Source organism: Sorangium sp. So ce145 (genome assembly GCF_051525985.1).
In the GTDB taxonomy this organism is placed as follows: Bacteria; Myxococcota_A; Polyangia; order Polyangiales; family Polyangiaceae; genus Sorangium; species Sorangium cellulosum_B.
On sequence record NZ_CP150315.1, the window covers coordinates 4,510,013 to 4,532,714 of the forward strand.

Here is a 22,702-nt window from a genome sequence, read left to right on the forward strand (position 1 = left end):
GGGGTGAGAGGACACCGTTCCAACGGCGATCCGGTTCTCCTGAAAAATTTGGGTGATTCGAGCATCTTGTTCTTCATGCAGCGAAGGGGCCGCCTTCGGCGACGCCGAGCGCGCTGCGTTCGCGGAGGACCGCGCCGGCCGAGGCGACCACCGCGCGCACGCGCGGGCGCGGGCGCAGCTCGGCGGCGCGCGGCGTGGGCACGCGCCGCCGGCCGGAGCGCACGGCGACTTGCCGTACATGCACATGAGATCATGCCTTCTCGAGCGCAGATCCGGTGTCGAACAGGGAAGCAGCGAGGGCGCGCAGCAGCGCTGTCGCCGTCGACCTGCCCGGAGGAGACACGCCATCATGAGCACCACGCTCGATTCGCCGCGCGTTCAAAGGACCCTCGAACGCCTCTTCCAGGACGCCGGCGGCGGCTATCCGCACATCATCGCCCGCGTCCGCGGCGACTGGGCGCGTCGCGGGCCGAGCTCCAGCGCTCGCCGCCGACGACGGCGTCGCCGATGCGCCGCGGACCGAGGGCCGCCGCCGCGCACCGTCCTCAACGTCGAGGCCCTCGCATCCAGGAAAATTGCTCCGCTCACCGCGGAAAAGGTGTACAGGTGTAAGCTGCACCAGATCAGAACACCGGGGTGGGGGAGCGACATGGTGGACGTCGATTCAACGGTGGCCATGAGCGCGGTCTTCGGGGAGCGGTACCAGCTCGTCTCTGCGCTGGGCGAGGGCGGATTCGGCACCGTCTTCAAGGCGCGGCAGCTCGCCACGGGGCAGCACGTGGCGATCAAGGTGCTGCGGCTCCCGAAGGAGAGCACGGCGCAGGCGCAGGAGCAGCGCATCGCGCGCTTCCACCGCGAGATGCAGCTCTGCGCGCAGCTGCACCACCCCAACATCGTCCGGCTCATCGACTCGAGGCACGCGGAGGGCTCCGTGGTCTGCTCGGTCTTCGAGTTCGTCCCCGGGAACAACCTCGCCGAGGTGCTCGAGAGGGAGGGCCAGCTCGATCCCGTCGAGACCCGGCACCTCATGATGCAGATCCTCGATGCGCTCGCGTGCGCGCACGCGCAGGGGGTGGTCCACCGCGATCTCAAGCCGGCGAACATCATGATCGTGCCCACCGGAGCCCGGAGGAACGCGCTCGTGCTCGACTTTGGCATCGGGGGGTTCATCCACGAGGCCCGCCACGAGAAGGAGGCCCGGATCACCCTGACCGACGAGTCCGTGGGCACGCCCTCGTACGCCGCGCCGGAGCAGCTCCGCAGCCAGCACACGACGCCGCGCTCCGACTTCTACGCCTGGGGCCTCCTCTTCCTCGAGTGCCTCACGGGCAAGCGCGTGGTCGAGGGAGCGACGGTGGCCGAGGTCGTCTTCAAACAGCTCTCCGCCGAGCCGATCCCCATCCCGCCGGAGATCGCCGACCACCCCCTGGGCGACATCCTCCGCCGCGTGACCGCGAAGGATCCGGCGGCGCGCCAGGTCACGGCGGCGTCGCTCCTCCGCGAGCTCGAGGCCTGCGACGTGGCCGGGCTTCGCCCGGGCGCGCGCGACCGTCACCCGGGCCGGGCGGCCCAGGACGCGGAGACTCCCGTGAGCCCGGGCAAGCCGGGGAGCGACGGGCGCCACCTGCGGCTCGTCCAGGGCGAGCGTCGGCAGATCACCGCGGTGTGCTGCATCCTCAGCGCCGCGGGCGTCGGGTCACGGGCCGCCGACCTGGAGGAGCTCGACCATGTCCTCGGCCTCCAGCAGGAGGTGTGCGCCGAGCTCGCGCGCCGCTTCGGCGGCCATGTCGCCGGCGGGCTCGGCGACGCCGTGCTCTTCTATTTCGGCTACCCGAAGGCGCGCGAGGACGATGCCAGGCGCGCGGCCCGCGCGGCGCTCGCGATCGCATCCGAGGTCGCACGTCGCAGCGCCGCGCTCGAGGCGGCCCGCAAGCTGCGCGTCGATGTCCGGATCGGCATTCACACCGGGCTCGTGGTCGCGCGTGAGCTGCGCAATCCCGCGTCCGCGGGTCTCGGTTACGTCGTTGGCACCACCCCGAAGCTGGCGTCCCGCCTCAGCCACCTCGCCGAGCCGGGCGGCATCCTCGTCAGCGGCGGCACCGAGCGGCTCCTCCGGAAGCAGTTCCTCCTCGAGGAGACCGGCATCCGCGTCACGGACGACTCCACGATGCCGGTCTCGGCCTTCGCGCTGCGCGACGGTGCCCCCTCCGCCGCGCTCCGGGAGGTGCCGCTCGTCGGCCGCGACCGGGAGATCGAGGCGCTGCTCGAACGCTGGGCGCGGGCCTCCTCGGATGGCGCCGGGCAGGCCGTGCTGATCAGCGGCGAGCCGGGGATTGGAAAGTCCCGCCTCGCCCGGGCGCTCGAGGAGCGGATCGGCACCCGCCCGCACGCCTGGATCGCGTGCCGCTGCACGCCCGACAGCGTGCACAGCGCGTTCTATCCCATCATCGAGCTGCTCGAGCGCATGCTCGACCCGCGGCGCGAGGCGAACCCCGAGGGCAGGGTGGACAGGCTCGAGGCCCTGCTCTCGCTCTATGGCTTCGAGCTGCGCGAGGCGGTCCCGCTCTTCGCGTCCCTCCTCTCGCTCCCGCTCCCGAAGCGGTGGACGCCGCTCGACGTCTCGCCGCAGAGGAAGCGCGAGATGACGCGCAACGCGGTCCTCTCCCTGCTCTTCGAGATGGGCGAGAAAGAGCCCGTCGCGCTCCTGGTCGAGGACCTGCACTGGGGCGATCCGAGCACGGTCGAGCTGCTCGGTCAGCTCGTCAGCGAGATCGGATCGAGCCGCCTGCTCGGGATCTTCACCGCGCGGCAGGAGTTCGTTCACCCGTGGTCGCCTGGCTCGTTGCTCCAGATCCAGCTCGGCCGCTTCGGCAGGCCGGAGGTCGAGCGGATGACGGCGCAGATTATGGGCGGCCGGAGCTTGCCGGCGGAGGTGCTCGATCACATCACGAGCCGGACCGACGGCGTCCCGCTCTTCATCGAGGAGCTGGTCCTGGCGATGATCGAGGCGGGCGCGCTCGCCGAGCGAGAGGGCGGCTGCGCGCTGGTGCGGCCGCTCTCGGATCTCTCGATCCCCGCCACGCTGCGCGATTCGCTGGTGGCGCGCCTCGACCGGCTCGGCCGGGCCAAGGAGACCGCCCAGGTCGCGGCGGCGATCGGGCGGGAGTTCACGTTCGAGCTGCTCGGGGTCGTGAGCCCGCTCGAGGAGGCCGAGGTGCAGGAGGATCTCGACAAGCTCGTCGCCTCGGAGCTGGTGTACCGCAAGCGGCGGATCAAGAACCCAGCGTACGTCTTCAAGCACGCGCTGGTCCGGGACGCTGCGTACGAGTCGCTGCTCGAGCGCACGTGCCGCGAGGTGCACCTGCGCATCGCGAGGGCGCTCGAGGAGCGGTTCCCGGAGATCGCGAGCAAGCGGCCCGACCTCCTCGCGCACCACCACGCGGCCGCGGAGCAGCGGCGGGAAGCGGTCGGGTACGCGAGGAAGGCCGGGATGGCCGCGCTCCAGCGCTCGGCGTACGCGGAGGCGATCGCGGCGGCCCGGCAGGCGCTCGGGTGGATCGCGTCATCGAAGGAAGACGACGAGCAGGTCGCGGCGGCCGCGGCGGCCGCGCCAGGGTCCGCGCTGCAAGGGCAGCCGATGACGGCGTCGGAGCGGATCCAGGCGGAGCTCGAGCTGCACGGCGTCGTCACGCCCGCGCTGATGGCCAGCCGGGGCTGGGGCGACGACGAGCTCAAGAGCGCCCTGGATCGCGCCCAGGCGCTGCTCGATCGCCTCGGAGACAGCCCTGGAGCGATACCGACCCTGTGGGCCCTGATCACCTACCACCACGCCCGCTCGCACCGGGTGGAGGCGCAGTCGCTGGCCGAGCGCGCGCTGCGGCTCGCCGAGCGGTCCGGCGACGCGGGGAACGTTGTCGCGGTCCTGCCGATCTACGCGCAGTGCCTGTTCTTCTCGGGCAAGCACGCCGAGGCGAGGGCGTGCCTCGACCGCGCGCTCGCGAGCTACGATCCGGCCGTCCACCGCGCGCACGCCAGCACCTTCGGTCAGGACTCGAAGGTCCACGCGCTCGCCCTGTCGGGGCTGCAGTGGTGGCTGCTCGGCTACCCGGAGCGGGCGCTCGAGGCCGGGACGGCGGCGGTCGCGTTCGCCCGCGAGCTCGACGACGCGAACAGCCTCGGCATGGCGCTCGGCCACCTGCTCGGCGTCTGGCACTACCGCGGCGAGCGGGAGCCGGCGCGCGAGGTCGCCGCGACGCTCGCCGCCGTCGCAGAGCGGCACGGTCTGCCGCAGTGGGCAGGGCTCGCGGCCATGTTCCAGGGTTGGATCGACGGCGATCCGACGGTGCCTCGGCAGCTCCTCTCCGGGTTCCGGGCGATGGGCGCCGAGGTCGCCTTCCCGTACTGGGCCTCGATCGTGGCCGAGTGCGAGGCGCTGGCCGGCGACCTCGACGCGGCGATCACGCGGATCGACGAGTGCCTCGAGAAGGCCGAGCACGACGTCGAGCTCTACTACGTATCCTTGCTCCACCACGTCAAAGGAGAGTTCGTCCTGAAGCGGGATCCGCGCGCCCTCGACGCGGCCGAGCGCTGCTTCCGGGACGCCATCGCCGTGGCGCAGGCGCAGGACGTGAAGATGCCAGAGCTCAAGGCGGTGACGTCGCTCGCGCGCGTCCTCCGGGACCGCGGGCGGCGCGAGGAGGCGTGCGTGTCGCTCGCGCCGATCTACGCGTGGTTCAAGGAGGGGCTCGACACGCCAGCGCTGGTGGAAGCCAAGGCGCTGCTGAAGGAGCTGGCGGGGCCGAGCTTCGCTGAGCGCGCTGCGCGGTCCGGAGCGGCTCATCATGGCGCTCTGGCCGGATGAGCTTCTAGAGCGACAAACGGGTTGAAACCGCCAGAAGAGAGCAGAATTCGAACCGCCAAGGCGCCAAGGACGCCAAGAGAATCACAAAAATCTTGGCGTCTTATGGCGCCTTGGCGGTTCACTTCTCGCTCGCTCAACGTGATCGGTGCCCTACGGTGAATGCGCCCTGGCAGGCAGGGGATCGAAGCGCGAACGACGATCACAAGAAGCGCCCGACCATGGAACCGATGCATCGCGTGGAGGCATTCTTCGGCGGCAGCATCGCCGCAGATGGTGTGCCCGCGGAGAGGCGTTAGCGCGGCTACGCCCCGAACTCCGCGAGCGACCGGAAGACGCGGCGGAGCCGGTCGCGCAGCCACCGGTGCGCGGGGTCGGAATCGAAGCGGGGGTGCCATGCCTGCGAGATGGTGATGGCCGGCGTGGTCACGGGCAGCGGGAACGTGACGAGATCGAAGCGCGGGGCGGCGTGCGCGAGCCATTTCGACGGGAACGCGCCGACGAGGTCGGAGCTGGCGAGGAGGCACAGCGCCGCGTAATGGCCTGACGCCACGGCCGCGGTGGTCCGGGCGAGCCCTTTCTTCTTGAGGGCCTCGTCGATGGGGCCCCAGGTCTTGCCCAGCCTGGAGACACCGAGGTGGGCGTGCTCGACGAACCGCTCCAGCGTCACCTTGCCGGACGCGAGCGGACTGCCGCGGCGCACGACGCCGACGAAGCGGTCCCTGGCGAGCGCCTGCACGCGGATCTCCGGGCCCATGTCGCCGATGATGCCGAGATCGAGATCGATCCGGCCTTCGCGGAGCGCGGCGACGTCCTCGTCGCCCTCGGGCAGGAAGCGGACGGTGACGCGCGGGGCCTCGGCCCTCAGCGCGTCGAGGAGCGGGGCGCCGACGAGCCCGAGCATGCCATCGCTGGTCCGGACGGCGAAGCTGCGGGTGAGCGCGGCGACGTCGAGCGCGCCCCGCTCGCGGAGGACCGCGCTGGCCGAGGCGACCACCGCGCGCACGCGCGGGCGCAGCTCGGCGGCGCGCGGCGTGGGCACGAGCCGCCGGCCGGCGCGCACGAGGATCGGGTCGCCCACGGCCTCGCGGACGCGCGCGAGCGTGCGGCTCATCGCCGAGGGGCTGAGGTGCATCCGCTTCGCGGCCAGGAGGACGCTCTCCTCCTCGAGGAGCACGTCGAGCGCGACGAGCAGGTTCAGATCCATGGAGTGCATGGGACGCAGCAATAACTTACCGTACATGCACTGGAAGTCATGTCTGTTCGGGCGCAGGTTCGGTGTCGAACAGGGCAGCCGCGAGGGCAGGGGAGCCGTTGCCCGTGCCTGCCCGGAGGAGACATGCCATCATGAGCACGACGCTCGATTCGCCGCGCGTTCAAAGGACCCTCGACCGCCTCTTCCAGGACGCCGACAGCGGCGATCCGCGCATCATCGCCCGCGTCCGCGGCGACTGGGAGCGCCGCGGGCCGAGCCCCGACCCCGAGACGCTGGCTCACATGCTCGCCGACGCGTATCTGCCGGTCTCCCGCGAGGTCGGGCGGCTGCTCCATCTGCTCGCCTTCGCGGCGCGGGCGCGCACGGTGGTGGAGTTCGGCACGTCGTTCGGGATCTCGACGGTGTTCCTGGCCGCGGCCATCCGCGATGGCGGCGGCGGGCGGGTGATCGGCAGCGAGCTGCACCCGGAGAAGGTGCGGCGGGCGCGGCAGAACCTCGATGAGAGCGGGCTCGGCGATCTCGTCGAGATCCGCGAGGGAGACGCGCTGGTGACGCTGCGGGACGTGGAGGGGCCGATCGATCTGGTCCTGCTGGACGGATGGAAGAACCTTTATTTGCCCATGCTCCGGATGCTCGAGCCCCGGTTGCGGAGGGGCGCGCTCATCGTCGCGGACGATCTCGACATCGCCCCGGATGACCTGCGGCCGTACCTGGAGTACGTGCGCGGCGCGGACAGCGGCTACGGGTCGGTGGAGATCCCGCTGGGGGACAGGCTGGAGGTCTCCTGCTGGCACGGCCGCGACGGGTGCGAGCGCGAGGCGTGAGATAGGCCGCCTCGTTCCTCGCGCGAGGGCGAGCGGCGCGGGCGTCTGTGATCGAACGAGCCTGGTTAACGCCCATGCCCGCTACACCCCTACTACCGCCCTCTCCATCGCCCCCCGCGCGCTCGCCATGGCCGCAAACCGCTGTCCCAGGTACTCCGCCACCCGCACATTCTGGCTGAACACCACATTGAACCGGATATGCGGATCTCCCGCCCCATCCGCCATGAACGTCGCCCCGCGCGCCAGCAGGATCTTGTTGAGGTACGCGTCCTGCACCAGCTCGTCGACGTCCACCCCGCGCGGCGCCGCGCCCCAGAGGAACAGCCCGCCTTCACCCGGGTGGTCCAGCAGCACGCCGGCGTCGCGCAGCCGGCGCGCCGCCGCGTTCCGGGCCGCGCCGAGCTTCTGCTGCAGCCGGTCGATGTGCTTGCGCCACCTGCCGGCCGACAGCACCTCGAGGAGCACGAGCTCGTTCAGCGCGCCGCTCGTCAGCACCGAATAGATCTTCTCGCGCAAGAGCGGCTTCAGCCGCCCTGGCTCGGCCGCGACGTAGCCGAGGCGCAGCGCCGGGCTCAGCGCCTTGCAGAAGCTGGAGTAATAGATGACCCCATCCAGCCCCGAGAGCTGCGCCAGCCGCGTGGGATGCCCGGGGTGGAAGTGGCCGTGCACGTCGTCCTCGGCGATGAGGACGCCGTGCTGGTGCGCGATCGTCAGCACGCGGTGCAGGTTGGCGGCGCTCGAGCCCCAGCCGGTCGGGTTGTGCAGAACGCTCTGGAGGAACATCAACCTGGGCCGGTGCTCGCGGCACGCAGCTTCCAGCGCCCCCAGATCCACGCCGTCCGGCCTTCGCGCCACCGGGACGAGGCGGTAGCCCGCCTGCCGCAGGCGGCCGAACAGCAGGAAATAACCCGGGTCCTCCACCAGCACCGCGTCGCCTGGCTGGAGGTAGCCCCGACAGATCAGGTCGATCGCATGCGTGCCGCCCCAGGTCGTGAGCACGCGGCCCGCGTCGGCCGCGATGCCCTGGGAGCGCATCAGCATCGCGATGCGCTCCCGTAGCTCGGGCAGCCCCTGCGGCGGACAGCGCGCCGCCATGCCGGCGTCGCTCCTGGCGAGCGCGCGCTGGAGCACGGTCGCAGGGATGGCGTCGCTCAGCCAGCTCGCCGGCAACGCGCCGCTGCTGGCCAGCAGCACGCCGGCGCGCTGGTCGTTCGATTGCTGCGCCAGCCACACAGGTTCCTGCTCCTCGCCGGCTTCCAGCCACGCCTCGCTCGGCATGGCCGAGGCCGCCTCACACACGAAGAACCCGGCCGTGCCGCGCGACTCGAGCAGCCCGGCCGCCACCAGCCGATCGTAGGCCGTCACCACGGTGTTGGGGCTCACGCCGAGCTGACCCGCCAGCTGGCGGATCGACGTCAGCCGCGCGCCGGGCGGCAGCCGCGCGCCCTCGATCAGCGCGCGCAGCCGCGCCTCGATCTGGTCGGCCAGGGGAACGGCGGAGTCGCGGTCGAGCGAGAACATGGGTCAACGCAGGAGCAGGATGGCCAGCACCGCCAGCGCGCCGGCCATGATGCCATTGAACAGCCGGTGCCGTCGCGGATCGGTCAGAAATCGCCGGATCGCCACGCCGAACAGCGCCCACGCCGAGGTGCACGGAAAGGTGATGGCGAGGCCGACGACGGACACGAGCAGGGCGCCGCTCGCCACGCCCATGCTCGCCGGCATGAACACCGAGGCCACCGTGATCGCCTTGACCCAGCTCTTCGGGTTGACGGCCTGGAACAGCGCCCCCTGCGCGAACGACAGCGGCCGCGGCGCCTCGGCGCCCTTGACCGCGGCGCCGCCGGTCAGCTTCCACGCCAGCACCAGCAGGTACACCGCGCCGGTCACTCGCAGCACGGCGTGCAGCGCCGGGTAGGCGGCGAAGAGCGCGCCCAGGCCCAGGCAGGCGACGAAGGTCTGGACCGCGCCGCCCACGCCGATGCCCAGGAGATGCGGCAGCGAGCCGCGGTAGCCGAAGTTGGCGCCCGAGGCGGTGAGCATCATGTTGTTCGGCCCAGGGGTGCTCGACATCACGAAGCAATAGGTCAGGAGGGGCAGCAGCTCGGTCATCACAGATCGCTCCGGTCGGGGATGGACCGGAGCGTAAGGAGACGGTGCTGGCCGGTGAAGGCACAGGGGGCGCGCCGCGCGAAAGCACTGTGTCAGTCGCGCGACCGGTACAGCGAAGGGCGCGGCGCCCGGCGTGGCGCCCCTGGTGGACGATCCGGAGGCGGCGGGCGCGTGACCTCCGTCTCCCCCTGCGCGCTCGCGCCTCCGGGGGCATCAACCTCGCTTCACTTCGGAAAATCCGTCGACTCGGCGACGGCGCGCCACGCGGCGAGCTCCTGCGCCACGAGCGCGTTCTTCGCCTCGATCGCGGCGACGGCGTCGCTGCCGAGCGGGAGGCGGAGCGGGGGATTCTTCGCGCGGGTGAGCTCGACGACCACGCGCGCGAGCCGCTCCGGGTCGCCGGGCTGCTGGAGGCTGACCGCCTTCGCACGGCTCCGGACCCTGCCCGCGGTGTCCGCATAATCGGCGATGACCTTGCCCGTCTCGACGACGGACTTCGCCTCCAGGAACTCCGTCCGGAAGTAACCCGGCTCGATGACCGTCACCGCGATGCCGAGCGGCGCGAGCTCGGCGTGGAGCGCCTCCGAGATCCCCTCGATGGCGAACTTCGTCGAGCAGTAAACGCCGAACCCGGCTCCCGCCCGGTAACCGCCGAGCGACGAGATGTTCAGGATCTGGCCGGCGCGCTGCTTCCGGAGCTGCGGGAGCACGGCGCGCGTCACCGCGAGCAGGCCGAACACGTTCGTCTCGAAGACGCGCCGGACCTCGTCGCCCGAGGTCTCCTCGATCGCGCCCATGACGCCGTAACCGGCGTTGTTCACGAGGACGTCGATCCGGCCGAACCGAGCGACGGCCGCCTCGACCGCGGCGGCGACCGACGCCTCGTCCGTCACGTCGAGCGCGACGGGGAGGAGCGCCTCGGGCCGCCCGAAGCGGTCCGTGATGCTCTTCGGATCGCGCGCGGTGGCGACCACCCGATCGCCGGCGGCGAGCGCCGCCTTCGCGATCTCCGCGCCGATGCCGCGCGACGCGCCCGTGATGAACCACACCCGCTCGTGCTTGCTCGTTTCCATGGGGATCTCCTCTTCGTTGCCCGGGGCGCCGCGCCCCTCACACGACGGAAGATGCAACATCCCGAGCATGAAGAAAATGCGCGAAGAGGTTGATGCTTTATGAACCTTTTGTTCATAATCCAGCATGACCGACGCGCTCGACGGGCTCACGACGTTCCTCGCCGTGGGCCGCCACAAGAGCTTCACCGCCGCGGCCGCCGCGCTCGGCGTCACCCCCACCGCCGTGAGCCAGAAGATCAAGCTCCTCGAGCGGCGGTGCGGCGTCGTGCTGTTTCAGCGGACCACGAGGCGCGTCGCGCTCACGGAGCCGGGCGAGAGCCTCTTTCAGCGCCTGCGGCCCGCGATCGCCGACGTCGAGGACGCGCTCGCCGCGCTCGGCGACTACCGCGGGCGCCCCTCCGGGAACCTCCGCATCACCGCGCCGCGCGTGAGCGGCGCGTGGCTCGTCGCCCCGCTCGTGGCGCAGATGCGGGAGGCGTACCCGGAGCTGTCGATCGAGGTCTCGCTCGACGACGCCTTCGTCGACCTCGTGGCGTCCGGCTTCGACGCGGGCATCCGGCTCGGCGACGCGGTGGAGAAGGACATGGTGCGGGTCCCGATCTCGAGCCACTCGTCGTGGTCGATCGTCGGCTCGCCGGCCTACCTCGCGAAGGCGGGGCGGCCGCGCTCGCCGGAGGACCTCGTCCGCCATCGCGCGATCCGCCAGCGCCTCCTCGCGAGCGGCGTCGTCTATCGCTGGGAGCTGGAACGCCGGGGCAAGACGATCACGGTCGACGTCCCCGGCGGCGTCGTCACCGACGATATCGGGCTCATGGTCGCGCTCGCGTGCGCGGGGGCGGGCCTCGCGTACGTGCCGGACCAGGCCATCGAGCGCGACCTCTCGGAGGGGCGGCTGGAGCGCGTGCTCGAGGCGTTCATCACGAAGGGGCCTGGCTTCTGCCTCTATTTCCCCGCGCGCACGCAGGAGCAGCCGAAGCTCCGCGCGCTGATCGAGACGGTCACGCGCTTCCGCGGGCAGGAGGCCAGGCCGCTCAGTCGCACTCCCCGACGCTCCACATCCCGGGCGCCTCCACGTGGAGCGTGACGATCTCGTCCTCGTCGAACCCGAGCGCCTGCTGCACGCCCGTTGTGCGGTATCCAAGGAAGATCTGGTCGTCCCCGAGGTCCACGATCTGCTTGTGGGCGCGGCCGTGGATCTCGTGCTCCGCCACGGACGCGGTGATCGCGTTGCAGGCGAAGGGGACGTAGCTCACGTGCGCGAGCATGATGGGCCCGGAGACGTTGAAGTCCGTGACCGAGAGCCCGGTGAACTGCCCGTCCGCGTCGTCGCTGCTCGGGTCGGTGAACGGCGTGAAGGTCCGGCCCCCCTCCTCGTTGTAGAGGTTGGCGATGGAGCTCGGCGAGCTCGGGTTGCTCGCCATGACCGCGATCTTCCCGGCGCCCGCCTTCCTGGCCTCGTCGACGCGGTAGATCGCCACGCCGCCGGAGGCGTCATCGAAGTCGAGCCAGCGCTGCAGGCCGCGGTCGTATCCCTCGTTCTGGCGGTTGTCGATCAGGAAGTACTGGTCCGGATCCGAGGTCTCGACCTTGTAAATCGTCGGCGCGACGCCCTGCCCGAGGAACTCCGCGCCGGCCGTCCGGACGATGGCAATGTCCTGCGGCGGGGACCCGGGCTCGATCACCGTCGGCGCCAGGAATCCGGCCTTGATCCGGCTCCAGGCGCCCATCGCCACGGGCACCGAGCCCGCGGGCGAGCCGCTCGTGCTCCCCCAGCTCCCGCTCGCCATCACGCACCATGACCCGAGCGGGGTAGGGCCCTTGTAGAGATCCGGCAGGCCGACCGCCGCGTGCCCGAGCTCGTGGACGATGACACCCACCGTGGCCGGCATCGTGGTGGGCACGCCGCGGACGGCGTGGACCTGCCGTTCGCCGAGCGCGGCGTAGCCGGTGAGGACCTTGCCGTCGAGGGTGATCGGGTCCTCGAAGCCCTTCGCATGGGCCCAGATGGAGGGCGTCTTGCTCGTGTTCGCTGTCTCGTAGCCGGCCACGATGAAGACCGTGTTGAGCTCGTCGCCGCGGACCTTGCCGTCCGCGTTGGTGTCGTAGGAGGCGAAGTTGACGAAGGGATCCGCCATCACCAGCGCCTCCTTCAGGTAGAGCTGGAGGAGGGAGAAATCCTTCTTGCTGTTGGGGTGCGCGAACGGGAGCTTGATCCGGACGATGCCGTCGTTGGCGGTGCCCTGGGTCTCCTTCGCGCGGGTGAAGGAGAACTTCCCGCGCGACATGTCGGCGTAATAATGGTTCACCGAGCCCGGGAGGCTCCCGTACATCGTCTGCTTCCAGTACGCGAGGTCGGTGCTGAAGTTGCCGGTGAACGCGCCTGGCGCCGCGAGCCCGCCCCCCTGGGTGAACTCCAGCAGGATGGTCAGCAGGGGGCGCCGGATCCCGGAGATCACGGTCGGATTCGCCGCGAACGAGAGCGCGCCCCGGGAATGTGCGATCTCCGCCTCCCAGAGGGTATCGAGCGCCTCGTCGTCGATGCGCTGGAGCAACGCCGGATCCACGGGGCCGCCCTGCCCGCGGAGATCGCGGACCAGCACCCCGGAGGGGACGAGCCTGAGGGCGCCGCGCGCGTCCGAGCCGAGCTCGGCGACCTCGTAGTCGCCCGAGAGCTCGTTGAGCACGACGGCCGTGCCGTCCGCCATCCGGAGGTAATCGAAGTGCTCGTCGCCGATCACCTCGGCGCGGAAGGTCGCGCCGGTCGTGTCGAGCGGGATCTCGCGCAGCCCGGGCTCGGCGCTCACCGCGGCCGCGGGGCGGCTCGCCGAGACGGCGCTCGCCAGCGCGGCGAGCGCGACGAGCCCGAGCCGCGCCGATCGGCGCGCGCCGGCGATCCCCTGGTGATCCACGTTGCCCGCGCCGCTGTTTCGAGACGTCATGTCCGCATCCTCCTCAATCCGCGTTTCGCCGCGTTCGAGGGGCGCATCGCAACGCGTGTGCCGGAATCGGTTTGCAGCGCGAATCGCCGCGTTTCCAGGCGGATCCGCGCGTCTCCGGCGAGCGCTTCGCCCCGCGCCGACACGCCGCCGGGACAGCTGTCACGCGCGCGCGACGGGCGCTGTCGCGGCGGCGTGACAGCGGTCCAGCAGAGAGGTCCCGCAGGCGCGCCGGCGGTGAGCTGCAGGCGCCGGTGTGGCCCGCGGGCGCGCCGGTTCCTGGTTGACGCGGCCCCCTCCAGGGGCACCATGGCGATCATGGGCGACGATCCCGGGGAGGCCTGCACGCTCACGAGCTTCGATGAGGGGCGCTCTCTCCGGCTCCCGTCCGTCTCGGTGACCGTCACCCTCCCGGACCGCCGCACGCTCACCGCGCCGCTCGATCTGCGCCCCCTCCTCGTGGGCGCGGGCGCCGACTGCGATCTGGTCCTCGCCGATCCGCGCGCCTCGCGCCGGCACTGCGAGATCCGGTTGACCGAGCAGGGCGTGCTCCTGCGCGACCTGGGCAGCAAGAACGGCACGCTGATCCGCGACGTCCGGATCCGCGAGGCCTTCCTCCCGCCGCGCGTCCCCGCGACGGTCGGCGGCTCCGAGATCGTCGTCGGCCCCGCGGGGCCCGCGGCCGTCCTGCCGCTCTCCGCCGCGGACGCGTTCGGCGAGGCGGCGGGGCGGAGCCTCCCCATGCGCGCGCTGTTCGCGCGGCTGGAGCGCGCGGCGCCGACCGACGAGACGCTGCTCCTGCTGGGCGAGTCCGGCACCGGCAAGGAGGTGCTGGCGCGGGCGATCCACGCGCAAAGCCGCCGCAAGGACGGCCCGTTCGTGGTCGTGGACTGCGGCGCCATCGCCCCGAACCTCGTCGAGAGCGAGCTCTTCGGCCACGCCCGGGGCGCGTTCACGGGCGCCGCGGCGGCGCGGCCGGGCCTGCTCGAGCAGGCGAGCCGCGGCACGCTCTTCATCGACGAGATCGGTGAGCTCCCGCTCGAGCTCCAGCCGAAGCTCCTCCGCGCCATCGAGGGGCGGCAGATCCGGCGGCTCGGATCGAACGAGTGGCTCCCCTTCGACGCGCGGATCGTGGCGGCCACGCACCGGAACCTGCGCGCGAAGGCCCAGGACGGCTCGTTCCGGGCCGATCTCTACTTCCGGCTCTCGGTGGTGGAGGTCCACGTCCCCGCGCTCCGGGAGCGCAAGGACGACATCCCGCTCCTCGTCGAGCGCTTCCTCGTCGCGCGGGATCCGCCGCGCGCGCTCGCGGACCTGCCGCCGGGCGCGCTCCCGCTGCTGGAGGCGTACGACTGGCCGGGGAACGTGCGCGAGCTCCGGAACACCGTCGCGCGGCTCGTCCTCTTCCCCGAGCTGCTCCACGAGATCCTCGGCGCCGCGCCGCCGGCGCCGCAGGGGAGCCTGAGCGCAGAAGCGACGCGGCCCGATCCCTCGGGCGCGGCGCCCTCCGGAGCGGCTTCGCCGGGCGCGGCGCCCTCCGGCGCGTCGCCGGCAGGGTCCGGGGACGCCCGCCTCCGCAGGCTCCTCGAGCTGCCGCTGCCCGAAGCGCGGGAGGTCGTGCTGGAGGAGCTGGAGCGCGCCTACGTCACCGAGAAGCTCCGCCAGCACGGGGGCAACATCTCGCACGCTGCCGACGCGATGGGCGTCTCCCGCCAGCTCGTCCACCGGCTGCTCCAGCGCCACGGCCTCCGCGCCCGATGATCGTGCCCGTGGACGGCGACGAGCCCCGCGTCGACGCCCCGCCGTGGCCGCGGCGCGGGCGCGACGACGCGACCGTCACCGGCCCGGCCGCGCCTGGGGCATCGCCCGCCGCGCCCGGGGCATCGCCGGCCGCGCCCGGGGCATCGCCCGCCGCGCCCGGGGCATCGCCCGCCGCGTTCGAGGCCACGTCCGATCTCGGCCTCGGCGAGGAGAGCCGGCGCGCCGCCGCGCCCGCCGCGCCCTCGTCGATCCCACCCTCGCCGATCCCGCCCTCGCTCCACGCCCGCTTCGAGGACTTCCACCTCCTTGGCCGCGGCGGCATGGGCGTCGTCTACCGGGCCCGGGATCTCCGGCTCGGCCGGCGCGTCGCCATCAAGCTCCTCTCGGCGGGCGCGCAGATCGACGGGAGCTTCCTGCGCGAGGCGCGCTCCCAGGCGCGGCTCCGCCACGAGAACGTCTGCGAGGTCCACGAGGCAGGCGTCGCCGATCACGTGCCCTTCCTCGTCATGCGCTGCATCGACGGCCCCTCCCTCCAGGACGCCCGCGGCGACCTGACCCTCGAGGAGAAGGTGCGCGTGGCCCGGGCCGTCGCCGCCGCGCTCCACGAGGCGCACCGGCTCGGCCTCGTGCACCGCGACGTCAAGCCGAGCAACGTCATGCTGGAGCGGGGCACGGACGGCGCCTACCGCCCCTACCTCATGGACTTCGGCATCGCGCGCGAGGCCGGGGAGAGCGGGCCCACCCTGACCGGCGCCCTGCTCGGAACCCCCGCGTACATGGCGCCCGAGCAGGCCGCGGGGCGGGTGCACGCCCTCGATCGGCGGACCGACGTCTACGGCCTGGGCGCGACGCTCTACGCGCTGCTCGCCGGCCGCCCGCCGTTCACCGGGGGCACCGTGATGGACGTGCTCCGCCAGGTGCTGGAGGCGGACGCGCCGCCGCTCCGGACCCTGGACCGCGACATCCCCCAGGACCTCGAGGCGGTGGTGATGCGCTGCCTCGAGAAGCAGCCCGGCGCCCGCTACGAGTCGGCGCGCGCGCTCGGCGAGGACCTGCAGCGCTTCCTGGACGGCGATCCCGTGCTCGCGCGCCGCGCCTCCCTCGGCCGCCGCCTCGCCCGGCACGCGCGGCGGCACCGGGCGGCGGTCGCGGGCGCGGCCGCGCTGCTGCTGACGGCGCTCGTCGTCGCCGGGCTCCTCGTCCGCGGCCAGCGCGCCGCCGCGGAGCAGGCCAACCTCGCCCGCGAGCTCGGCGAGACCGTGAAGGAGATGGAGCTCTTCCTGCGCGCCGCCCACGCGATGCCGCTCCACGACGTCGAGCGCGAGCGCGATGTGGTCCGCGCCCGGCTCGGGGCCGTCGAGGCCCGGATGGCGACCGCGGGCGAGGTCGGCCGCGGCCCCGGCGAGTACGCGCTCGGCCGCGGCCTGCTCGCGCTCCAGGAGCCGCGCGCCGCGCTCGACCACCTCCGCGCGGCCGAGCGGGCCGGGTACCGATCGCCGGGGCTCGACCACGCTGCCGGCGTGGCGCTCTCCGAGCTCTACCGCCGCGCCCTGGAGGAGACCCGCCGCATCCGCGACCCGGCGCAGCGCGAGGCCCGGATCGCGGCGCTCGAGGCCGAGTACAAGGCCCCGGCGGTCCGGCACCTCCGCGCGGCGCTGGGCGGCGCCGGCGAGGCGCCGGCGCACGGCGCCATCGAGGCGCCCGCCTACGTGGAAGGGCTTCTCGCGTTCGCCGAGGGCAGGCACGACGAGGCGCTGGAGAGGGCCCGGGAGGCGTTCGCGGCGGCGCCGTGGCTCCACGAGGCGAAGAAGCTGGAGGGCGACGTGCTCTTCGCCCTCGGGAGCCGCCACCGGCACGACGCCGCCTTCGACTTCGACCGCATGAAGGGCTACTTCGACCCCGCCGCCGAGGCGTACCGGATCGCCGCCGAGCACGGCCGGTCCGACCCCTCGGTCCACGCCGCCGCGTGCGAGCTCTGGACCCAGACCATGAACGCCGCCGGCAAGCGCGGCGACTCGATGCGCCCGAGCTTCGAGCGCGCGCGGGCGGCCTGCGAGCGGGCGCTCGAGGCGAGCCCGCGGAGCCCCGAGGCGCTGGTCAAGCTCGCCTGGGTCCACAACTGCTTCGCCTGGTGGGCGGCGAGCGGCATGCAGCCGGGCGAGGACGCCGAGGCCGCCCTGCGCGCCGCGACCGCGCGCGCCGAGGCGGCGCTCGACAGGAGCCCGGACGACGCCTTCGCCCGGTACGTCGCCGCCGCGGTCGCCCGCGCGCGGGCGTACCGCGCCGACATGCTCGGCCGCGACCAGCGCGAGGACCTGGAGCGCGCCATCCAGGGCTACGAGGCCGCGCTCCAGCGCGAGCCCGATTTCGCCTGGGCCCTCGCCGAGCTCTGCTCCGTCCACGCCGAGCTCGGCCGCCATGACTCCCTGCACGGCCGCGACCCGAGCCGCTCCTTCGAGCGCGCGGGCGCCCGCTGCGATCAGGTCCTCGCGCTCGACCCGGGCCTCGACGGCGCGCGCACCTCGCGGCTCGTCACCGGCGTCTACGAGGCAGAGCACCTCGTCCGCGCCGGCCGCTCCCCCGAGGAGGCGGTCCAGCGGACGCACCGGGTGATCGAGGCGATGCATCAAAAGGACCCTTCCTGGGGCTGGGCGCCCTACTGGCGGGTCTGGCTGGAGCACGCGCTCGCGCTGCACGCGCTCGACGCGGGCGCGGATCCCGGCCCGGCGCTCGCGCGCGTCCGGGCGAGCGCGCTGGAGGTGGCGCCGGACGCGACCGCCTTCCCGGAGTCGCTGCGGGCGATGCTGGCGGTGCTCGAGGCGCGCGCCGGGGTCGCGCGGGGTGAGGACCCGTCGCCCTCGATCCGGATCGCGCGTGAGGCGCTCGATCGCCAGATCGCGGTGGCGCCCTGGGACGTGTCGGACCGGCTGCAGCGCGCCGAGGTGGAGCTGCTCGCCTACCGGTGGAGCGCGCAGCGCGGCCGGCCGGACCCGGCGCGGCTCGACGCGGCGCTTGCCGTGCTCGACCCCCTGCTCGGCGGGCAGCGCGCCGATGGCGGGCAGCGCGCCGATCCCCGGTTCCCCGCGCTGCTGGCCGAGATCCACGAGGCCCGCGCCGCCCACCGGGCGGACCGCGGGGGGGACGCCGCCGCCGACATCGCGGAGGGGCTCCGGCATGCGGACGCGGCGCTCGGGCTCCACCCGCGGTTCGACCGGGCGCTCGTGGCCCAGGGCGGGCTCTGGCTGCTGCGCGCCGCGGCCGCGCCCGGCGCGGCGGCCCGGCGGGAGGCCGCCCGGCGCGGGGTTGCGGCCCTGGAGGCGGCCCTCCTGGCGAACCCGCTGCGCGCCCGGACCGAGGGCGCGCGCCTCGCGGAGGCGCGGCGGCTCGCGGGCCAGGCGCCCGACCCCGCCGCGCCCTGACCGCCCCCGCGGCCCGCGGCGCTCACCGGGGGAACAGCGCGCGATCGATCGTGCGCATGCGCCCGGGCTCACGGCACCAGTCGGGCTCGATGTCCTTCAGCCACGTCATCGTGCACGGCTTGTCGTTGCAGATGAACTGGCCGTGCCCCGGGAGCCCGACGGGCTGGCAGGTGCCGTTATCGATGCTGTCCGCCAGGGGCCCCATGTAGTTGAGGCCGCAGGCCCCCTCCTTGTAGCAGTACCGCTGCTTCAGCGCCGACCCAGGGTCGACATCGCAGTGGGCGATGAACGGGGCCGTCGCATAGACGGACACCATGGCGCCGAACGCGGTCGAGGGGACCGCGCACCAGAGCGCCTCGCGGTGAATGTACTCGGTGTGAGGCGCCCCGTCGTCGGTCACCTGGGTGCCCGTGAGCAGGACGCTGAGGCCGTCGGTCACGTCGTTGACGTAGGCGATCACGCACTCCAGCACGTTGCCGATCACGGCATCGGAGAGCCCCTCCTCCGTCCAGGCCGACGCGCTGCTCACCATCCCTCGCCCCAGGTAGACCTCCCCGCCGTGGTGCACGACGGTGCCGGCGGCGGCGGCGCAGCGGACGGTGTGATCGAAGACCTCCTTGCCGTCCACGCCCCCGGGGGCCGCCGCGTCGAGGATCTTGGTGGCGAGGATGACCGGGTGGATCTGGTCGCCCTGGAGCAGCGGGCTCCGCAGCGCCGTGACCACCGCGTACTTCCAGGTGTGCCACGCGAGCTTCGGGGTCCCGTTGGTGTCCGGGATACCGGGCTTCATCCCCGTCGCCTCAAGCCCTGGTTCGTCGAGCTCGACTTCGATCTCCGACTCCGACGCCGGCCCGCAAGCCGCCAAGAGGAGCCCGACGCCCATCACCATCCCGTGCACACCGACTGAGCGCTTCATCGCGATCTCCTCGTCCAGAGAGTTTCGAGCCTTCGTTCACGGCAACGGCGAGCTCGCCGAGCGTGGACACAAGCGGCCATGATCGCCGCGCTGCGTGCCGGGGACAAGAGCATGTGCCGTGCCATGCGTGCGAGCGGCGCGGCGGCGGCGGATCTGGCCGCGTGTCTCCCGGCGAGGTGGTACGGCGGCGTTACAGCTGACCGCCGCGCGGACAGCGGGTGTTGCGCCGCGATGACAGGCGCCCATCGGGGCTGCCGGAGCTGTCGGAGCGAGGGGGGGCGGCGAGAGGGGCGTCGCCCGGCCGTGGAGAGGGGATGTTCTTTTCGCTCCCTGGAGATCCCGGCCAACCCAACGGGAGGAGCTCGGAGAAAAATCGACCGAGGCCGTGTCGGGTCGGCGGGTGCTTTTACGGGAGTAGGGGAAAGAGAGCGCGATCCACGCGTTCCACGATCGCCTTCTGCCCGAGGTACACGCCATGAACAAGCCGTCGTCGCTCGCCCTTTTCCTGTCGCTCCTTCTCGCCGCGGTCGGCTGTGGCAGCACGGAGCCCGTCGAAGCCGAGTCGCGCGGGCCCGCGCAGGAGGCCCTGCGGGGGAGCCGCTACTGCGAGATCCTGCTCGGCGACGCGGATCTCGTCGCGGGATCGGTGACGATCGACGTGTACAACACACAGGGCCTGAACGAGTGCCCCGAGGCGGCGTGGGTCGCGGTCGATGAGGCCGAGGTGAAGGCCGAGACGATGGCGGATGTGGTGGTCATGAACGGCCCGCGCCACTGGATGATCGACAGCTTCGAGGGCTCGAAGGTGCTCGATCCGGAGGTGCGCACGCTCGGCGGCATCGAGATGCGCAAGACGGGCACGCTCACCGTCGCCCTCGCCGAGGCCTCGGGCAAGGCGAAGCCCTACGAGACACGCGCCGTGCGGCGCGACACGACGTGGGGCTACGACGCGGGCAAGAGCGTCTACGAGCTCGTCGATCCGGAGGGCGCGGTCTACGAGTTGCAGTCGTACAGCGTGCAGGAGGTGCAGCAGGACGAGGCGTCGCTCGCGAAGCTCGGCGAGACATTGACGCTTCCCGACGGCTGGGCGTTTCGAACGCGGGTGCTCGACGAAAAGCTCGAGGTGGAGGCGGTGGACGGGCTCGCCGTCGTGGTGCAGGACGACTTCGGGAATACCTACCAGCGCTCGCAGCAATAGCGAGCGGCAGCTTCTCGACCGCCAGCACGGCCCGCGCTTCGTCGGGTAGCACTTCTCGCCATCACGCGGCGTGCTCGATGCGAGGGGCCGCGGCATCGACAGGCGTGCGCGGTGATAGGATCGTGCTCGACAAGCGGTCGCGACGCGCCGGCGGAAGCGTTGCGCAACAGCGCAATCCGTTGCGGGTCATGACGGGGCATTGCGCTCAGCTCCTCGCTGTCTGAGACGTTTTGCCGAGACATTCACGCATCTCGCGCCGGCACGTGGGTTGCCGTGGGCCACGCCGCAACGAAACCATGGCGTGTCGCCACGGCGGCAGGCCAGAACCCATCAGACATCACAGGAGGTTTACCCCGTGAGTGAAACACCGATGTTTTCGACCATGGTCCTTCCCCTGGAGCTCGTCGCGGACGACGTGATCGGTCTCCGAGATCAGATGAGCGCGCGGATCGCGGCGGTGCTCCGGCCGAAGGGCGGCAAGCGCAAGGAGGGCGACGCGCCGCTGCCCAAGGGGGTCGAGCCGGTCGCGGCGCTGCCGCCGCACATCGACAGACCGTGGAAGCGGTTCGAGGCGGCCGCGACGGAGCTTCAGGGGTTCCGCGGCCTGCGGGCGAGCGCGCAGGCCGACCAGCGCCATTCCGGGGCGAGCGAGGCCGAGCGGAGCGCGGCGAACACCGGCAGCGACGACCGATGGCGCGCGCTCGAGCAGTGGAACGCGGGAGCCGCCGGGCTCTCCGAGGATGGGCAGACGCCGTCGCCGTCCGACGCGCGCTGGCTGTACGGGCAGCTCTTTCCGGCGCCCGAGGGGCTTCGCTTCATCACGCGCCGTCCGCGGGTCCAGTGGGCCGCGATGGTGCAGCGGATGAAGACGCTGGAGGAGGAGCGCGCCCAGGCGGTGATCGAGCAGTTCGGCGGGACCCGGCACTACCGGCAGCTCGTCGCCGCCCACGCGCGCTTCGGCGAGGCGTACGGCTTCACGACCGTGGTGCTCGCCAAGGAGGGCGGGCCGACCGATGGCCGGCCGCAGTGGAGCGCCGCCCGGGATGCGCTGCGGAGCCTGATCCAGAAGATCGAGAGCCACGCCGACCCGGAGATCCCGGGGAGCGAGGCGCTCGCCGCGTTCCTGCTGGCGCCCTACGTCGAGATGGTCGACGACCTCGCGAAGCCCCGTCGAAGAGCCTCCGCGACAAAGCTCGAAGCCGTCCCGGCGCCACCGCTCGGGGCGGGCGGGACGCCGTGAACCCATCCGGGTGAGGTGGCGCGTCCACGCGGGAGACGAGTGGGACTCGTCTCCCGGTGGACGTGGCTCCAAGAAAAGACGAGTGGGACTCGTCTCCCGGTGGACGTGGCTCCAGCAAAAGACGAGTGGGACTCGTCTCCCGGTGGACGTGGCTCCAGCAAAAGACGAGTGGGACTCGTCTCCCGGTGGACGAACCTCCAAGAAAAGACGAGTAGCACTCGTCTCCCGGTGGACGCGCGAGCCGCAGGTGGGCGAGCCGCCGCTCGCGCAGGTGACGGGGGGGCGAATGCGGCACGCCGTGAGGCTGCTCGAGGGCGGGCGCCTGAGTATCCAGGACGCGGCGGAGGTGCGCTGCGGGCCCGACGACGCGTTCAACCGCGTGTTCGAGGGCTGGGTCGGCGTCCCGCCCGGCGCGCACCGCCGCCGTCCGAGGCCGGACCCGCGCGATGCGTCCTGATGAACTGGGCCACCGTCGCGAGGGTCGCCTCGCGGGCGCGATGTTCCGGCAGCCGGTCGTGGGATAGGCTCTCGCTGGGAGCGAAGGGAGGAACCACAGGATGGCAGACAGGATCGCCAAAGAACCGATCGTGGCGCCGGCCGACTATGCGACACGACCCCCGGCGCCGGCCGGATCGAGTGAGGCGGCCGCTGCCCTGATTCCGCGCAAAATCGCTGTTGTTGTGAACCTGAAACCCTGATCGACAAGACGAGCGTTCGGCATGTTCCTCAAGATCCTCATCGTCATTTTGCTCGCGCTGCCAACTCTGTTTTCCCTCTACGTCTTTTCGATTGAAGGGGCGAAAATGCTCAAGCCGTTGGCGTTTGCCTTCGCGCTGACTTGTGCGCTCTACGTCCTTGTCATCAGCGTCGTTCGCGTTCGTCACCCTTCCACGCCGTACCTCGGTTTCTGGATCGTATTGCCCATCTGCTCGGCGCTCATTCTCGCTTGCGTGGTGATGGCGCTCTCCGTCGTCGGTCATTGACGAGCGTGAACCGCACGACGCGATGGTCTACTGCCGTCACGGCGTCCGCAGCCAGAACGGAGCCGCCTTCCTCCGGAGCAGGGGAGTCCGCGCCGAGGCCTTGGGCGGCACGTCGCCAAACGTCGCTGAGGCGCAGGTCGCTCCGCTCGTTTCGGGTCGTCCGGTT

At 72.3% G+C, this 22,702-nt stretch carries 17 protein-coding genes; 10 read left to right on the forward strand and 7 right to left on the reverse strand.

All coding sequences use genetic code 11. The annotated features are described in order from the left end of the window. Nucleotides 1–73 precede the first annotated feature (73 nt). Complete coding sequence (locus tag WMF34_RS16685; RefSeq protein ID WP_437993876.1) at nt 74–244, reverse strand: hypothetical protein; 171 nt, start codon at nt 242–244, stop codon at nt 74–76. Between the two features lie 432 nt (nt 245–676). Between WMF34_RS16685 and WMF34_RS16690 the strand changes: the two genes are divergently transcribed. Next, nucleotides 677–4,861: a TOMM system kinase/cyclase fusion protein gene (locus WMF34_RS16690; protein ID WP_437993877.1), complete on the forward strand. Its 4,185-nt coding sequence runs from the start codon at nt 677–679 to the stop codon at nt 4,859–4,861. Between the two features lie 301 nt (nt 4,862–5,162). Here WMF34_RS16690 and WMF34_RS16695 read toward each other — a convergent pair whose 3' ends face one another. Then, a complete protein-coding gene (locus WMF34_RS16695) occupies nt 5,163–6,074 on the reverse strand; it encodes a LysR family transcriptional regulator (protein ID WP_437993878.1) in 912 nt (303 codons plus the stop codon). A gap of 131 nt (nt 6,075–6,205) precedes the next feature. Here WMF34_RS16695 and WMF34_RS16700 point away from each other — a divergent pair, with 131 nt between their 5' ends. Further along, nucleotides 6,206–6,898: an O-methyltransferase gene (locus tag WMF34_RS16700; protein WP_437993879.1), complete on the forward strand. Its 693-nt coding sequence runs from the start codon at nt 6,206–6,208 to the stop codon at nt 6,896–6,898. Between the two features lie 81 nt (nt 6,899–6,979). Here the strand turns inward: WMF34_RS16700 and WMF34_RS16705 are convergent, their stop codons facing one another. The 3 genes from WMF34_RS16705 to WMF34_RS16715 all read right to left on the reverse strand — a co-directional run bounded on the left by WMF34_RS16705 (nt 6,980) and on the right by WMF34_RS16715 (nt 10,083). Further along, nucleotides 6,980–8,419, reverse strand: coding sequence for a PLP-dependent aminotransferase family protein (locus WMF34_RS16705; protein WP_437993880.1), 1,440 nt, complete (start codon nt 8,417–8,419; stop codon nt 6,980–6,982). 3 nt (nt 8,420–8,422) lie between these two features. Beyond that, entirely contained in the window at nt 8,423–9,010 is a 588-nt protein-coding gene (locus WMF34_RS16710) for a LysE family translocator (RefSeq protein WP_437993881.1), read from the reverse strand. A gap of 224 nt (nt 9,011–9,234) precedes the next feature. Then, entirely contained in the window at nt 9,235–10,083 is an 849-nt protein-coding gene (locus WMF34_RS16715) for an oxidoreductase (RefSeq protein ID WP_012235856.1), read from the reverse strand. A 124-nt stretch (nt 10,084–10,207) separates the two neighbouring features. On the opposite strand from WMF34_RS16715, the gene WMF34_RS16720 reads away from it, so the two are divergent. After that, nucleotides 10,208–11,167 carry a LysR substrate-binding domain-containing protein gene (locus WMF34_RS16720; protein WP_437993882.1) on the forward strand — a complete coding sequence of 320 codons (960 nt, stop codon included), beginning with the start codon at nt 10,208–10,210 and terminating at the stop codon, nt 11,165–11,167. On the opposite strand, the gene WMF34_RS16725 is transcribed toward WMF34_RS16720, so the two are convergent. After that, entirely contained in the window at nt 11,115–13,022 is a 1,908-nt protein-coding gene (locus WMF34_RS16725; RefSeq protein WP_437993883.1) for a M6 family metalloprotease domain-containing protein, read from the reverse strand. The genes WMF34_RS16720 and WMF34_RS16725 overlap by 53 nt on opposite strands. 315 nt (nt 13,023–13,337) lie before the next feature. On the opposite strand from WMF34_RS16725, the gene WMF34_RS16730 reads away from it, so the two are divergent. Further along, entirely contained in the window at nt 13,338–14,780 is a 1,443-nt protein-coding gene (locus WMF34_RS16730) for a sigma 54-interacting transcriptional regulator (protein WP_437993884.1), read from the forward strand. An 8-nt stretch (nt 14,781–14,788) separates the two neighbouring features. After that, nucleotides 14,789–18,199 (forward strand): protein kinase domain-containing protein, encoded by a 3,411-nt coding sequence (locus WMF34_RS16735; protein WP_437993885.1) that lies wholly within the window; start codon nt 14,789–14,791, stop codon nt 18,197–18,199. 22 nt (nt 18,200–18,221) lie between these two features. Here WMF34_RS16735 and WMF34_RS16740 read toward each other — a convergent pair whose 3' ends face one another. Then, on the reverse strand, nt 18,222–19,115 hold the full coding sequence (locus WMF34_RS16740; protein ID WP_437993886.1) for a hypothetical protein: 894 nt from the start codon (nt 19,113–19,115) through the stop codon (nt 18,222–18,224). A gap of 475 nt (nt 19,116–19,590) precedes the next feature. Here WMF34_RS16740 and WMF34_RS16745 point away from each other — a divergent pair, with 475 nt between their 5' ends. The 5 genes from WMF34_RS16745 to WMF34_RS16765 all read left to right on the forward strand — a co-directional run bounded on the left by WMF34_RS16745 (nt 19,591) and on the right by WMF34_RS16765 (nt 22,536). Next, nucleotides 19,591–20,313, forward strand: a complete 723-nt coding sequence (locus WMF34_RS16745; RefSeq protein WP_437993887.1) for a hypothetical protein — start codon at nt 19,591–19,593, stop codon at nt 20,311–20,313. Between the two features lie 382 nt (nt 20,314–20,695). Continuing rightward, nucleotides 20,696–21,553: a hypothetical protein gene (locus tag WMF34_RS16750; protein ID WP_437993888.1), complete on the forward strand. Its 858-nt coding sequence runs from the start codon at nt 20,696–20,698 to the stop codon at nt 21,551–21,553. 298 nt (nt 21,554–21,851) lie between these two features. Beyond that, complete coding sequence (locus WMF34_RS16755) at nt 21,852–22,010, forward strand: hypothetical protein (RefSeq protein ID WP_437993889.1); 159 nt, start codon at nt 21,852–21,854, stop codon at nt 22,008–22,010. Between the two features lie 100 nt (nt 22,011–22,110). Then, nucleotides 22,111–22,251, forward strand: a complete 141-nt coding sequence (locus tag WMF34_RS16760) for a hypothetical protein (RefSeq protein WP_437993890.1) — start codon at nt 22,111–22,113, stop codon at nt 22,249–22,251. A 21-nt stretch (nt 22,252–22,272) separates the two neighbouring features. Further along, complete coding sequence (locus WMF34_RS16765; protein ID WP_437993891.1) at nt 22,273–22,536, forward strand: hypothetical protein; 264 nt, start codon at nt 22,273–22,275, stop codon at nt 22,534–22,536. Nucleotides 22,537–22,702: the final 166 nt, after the last annotated feature.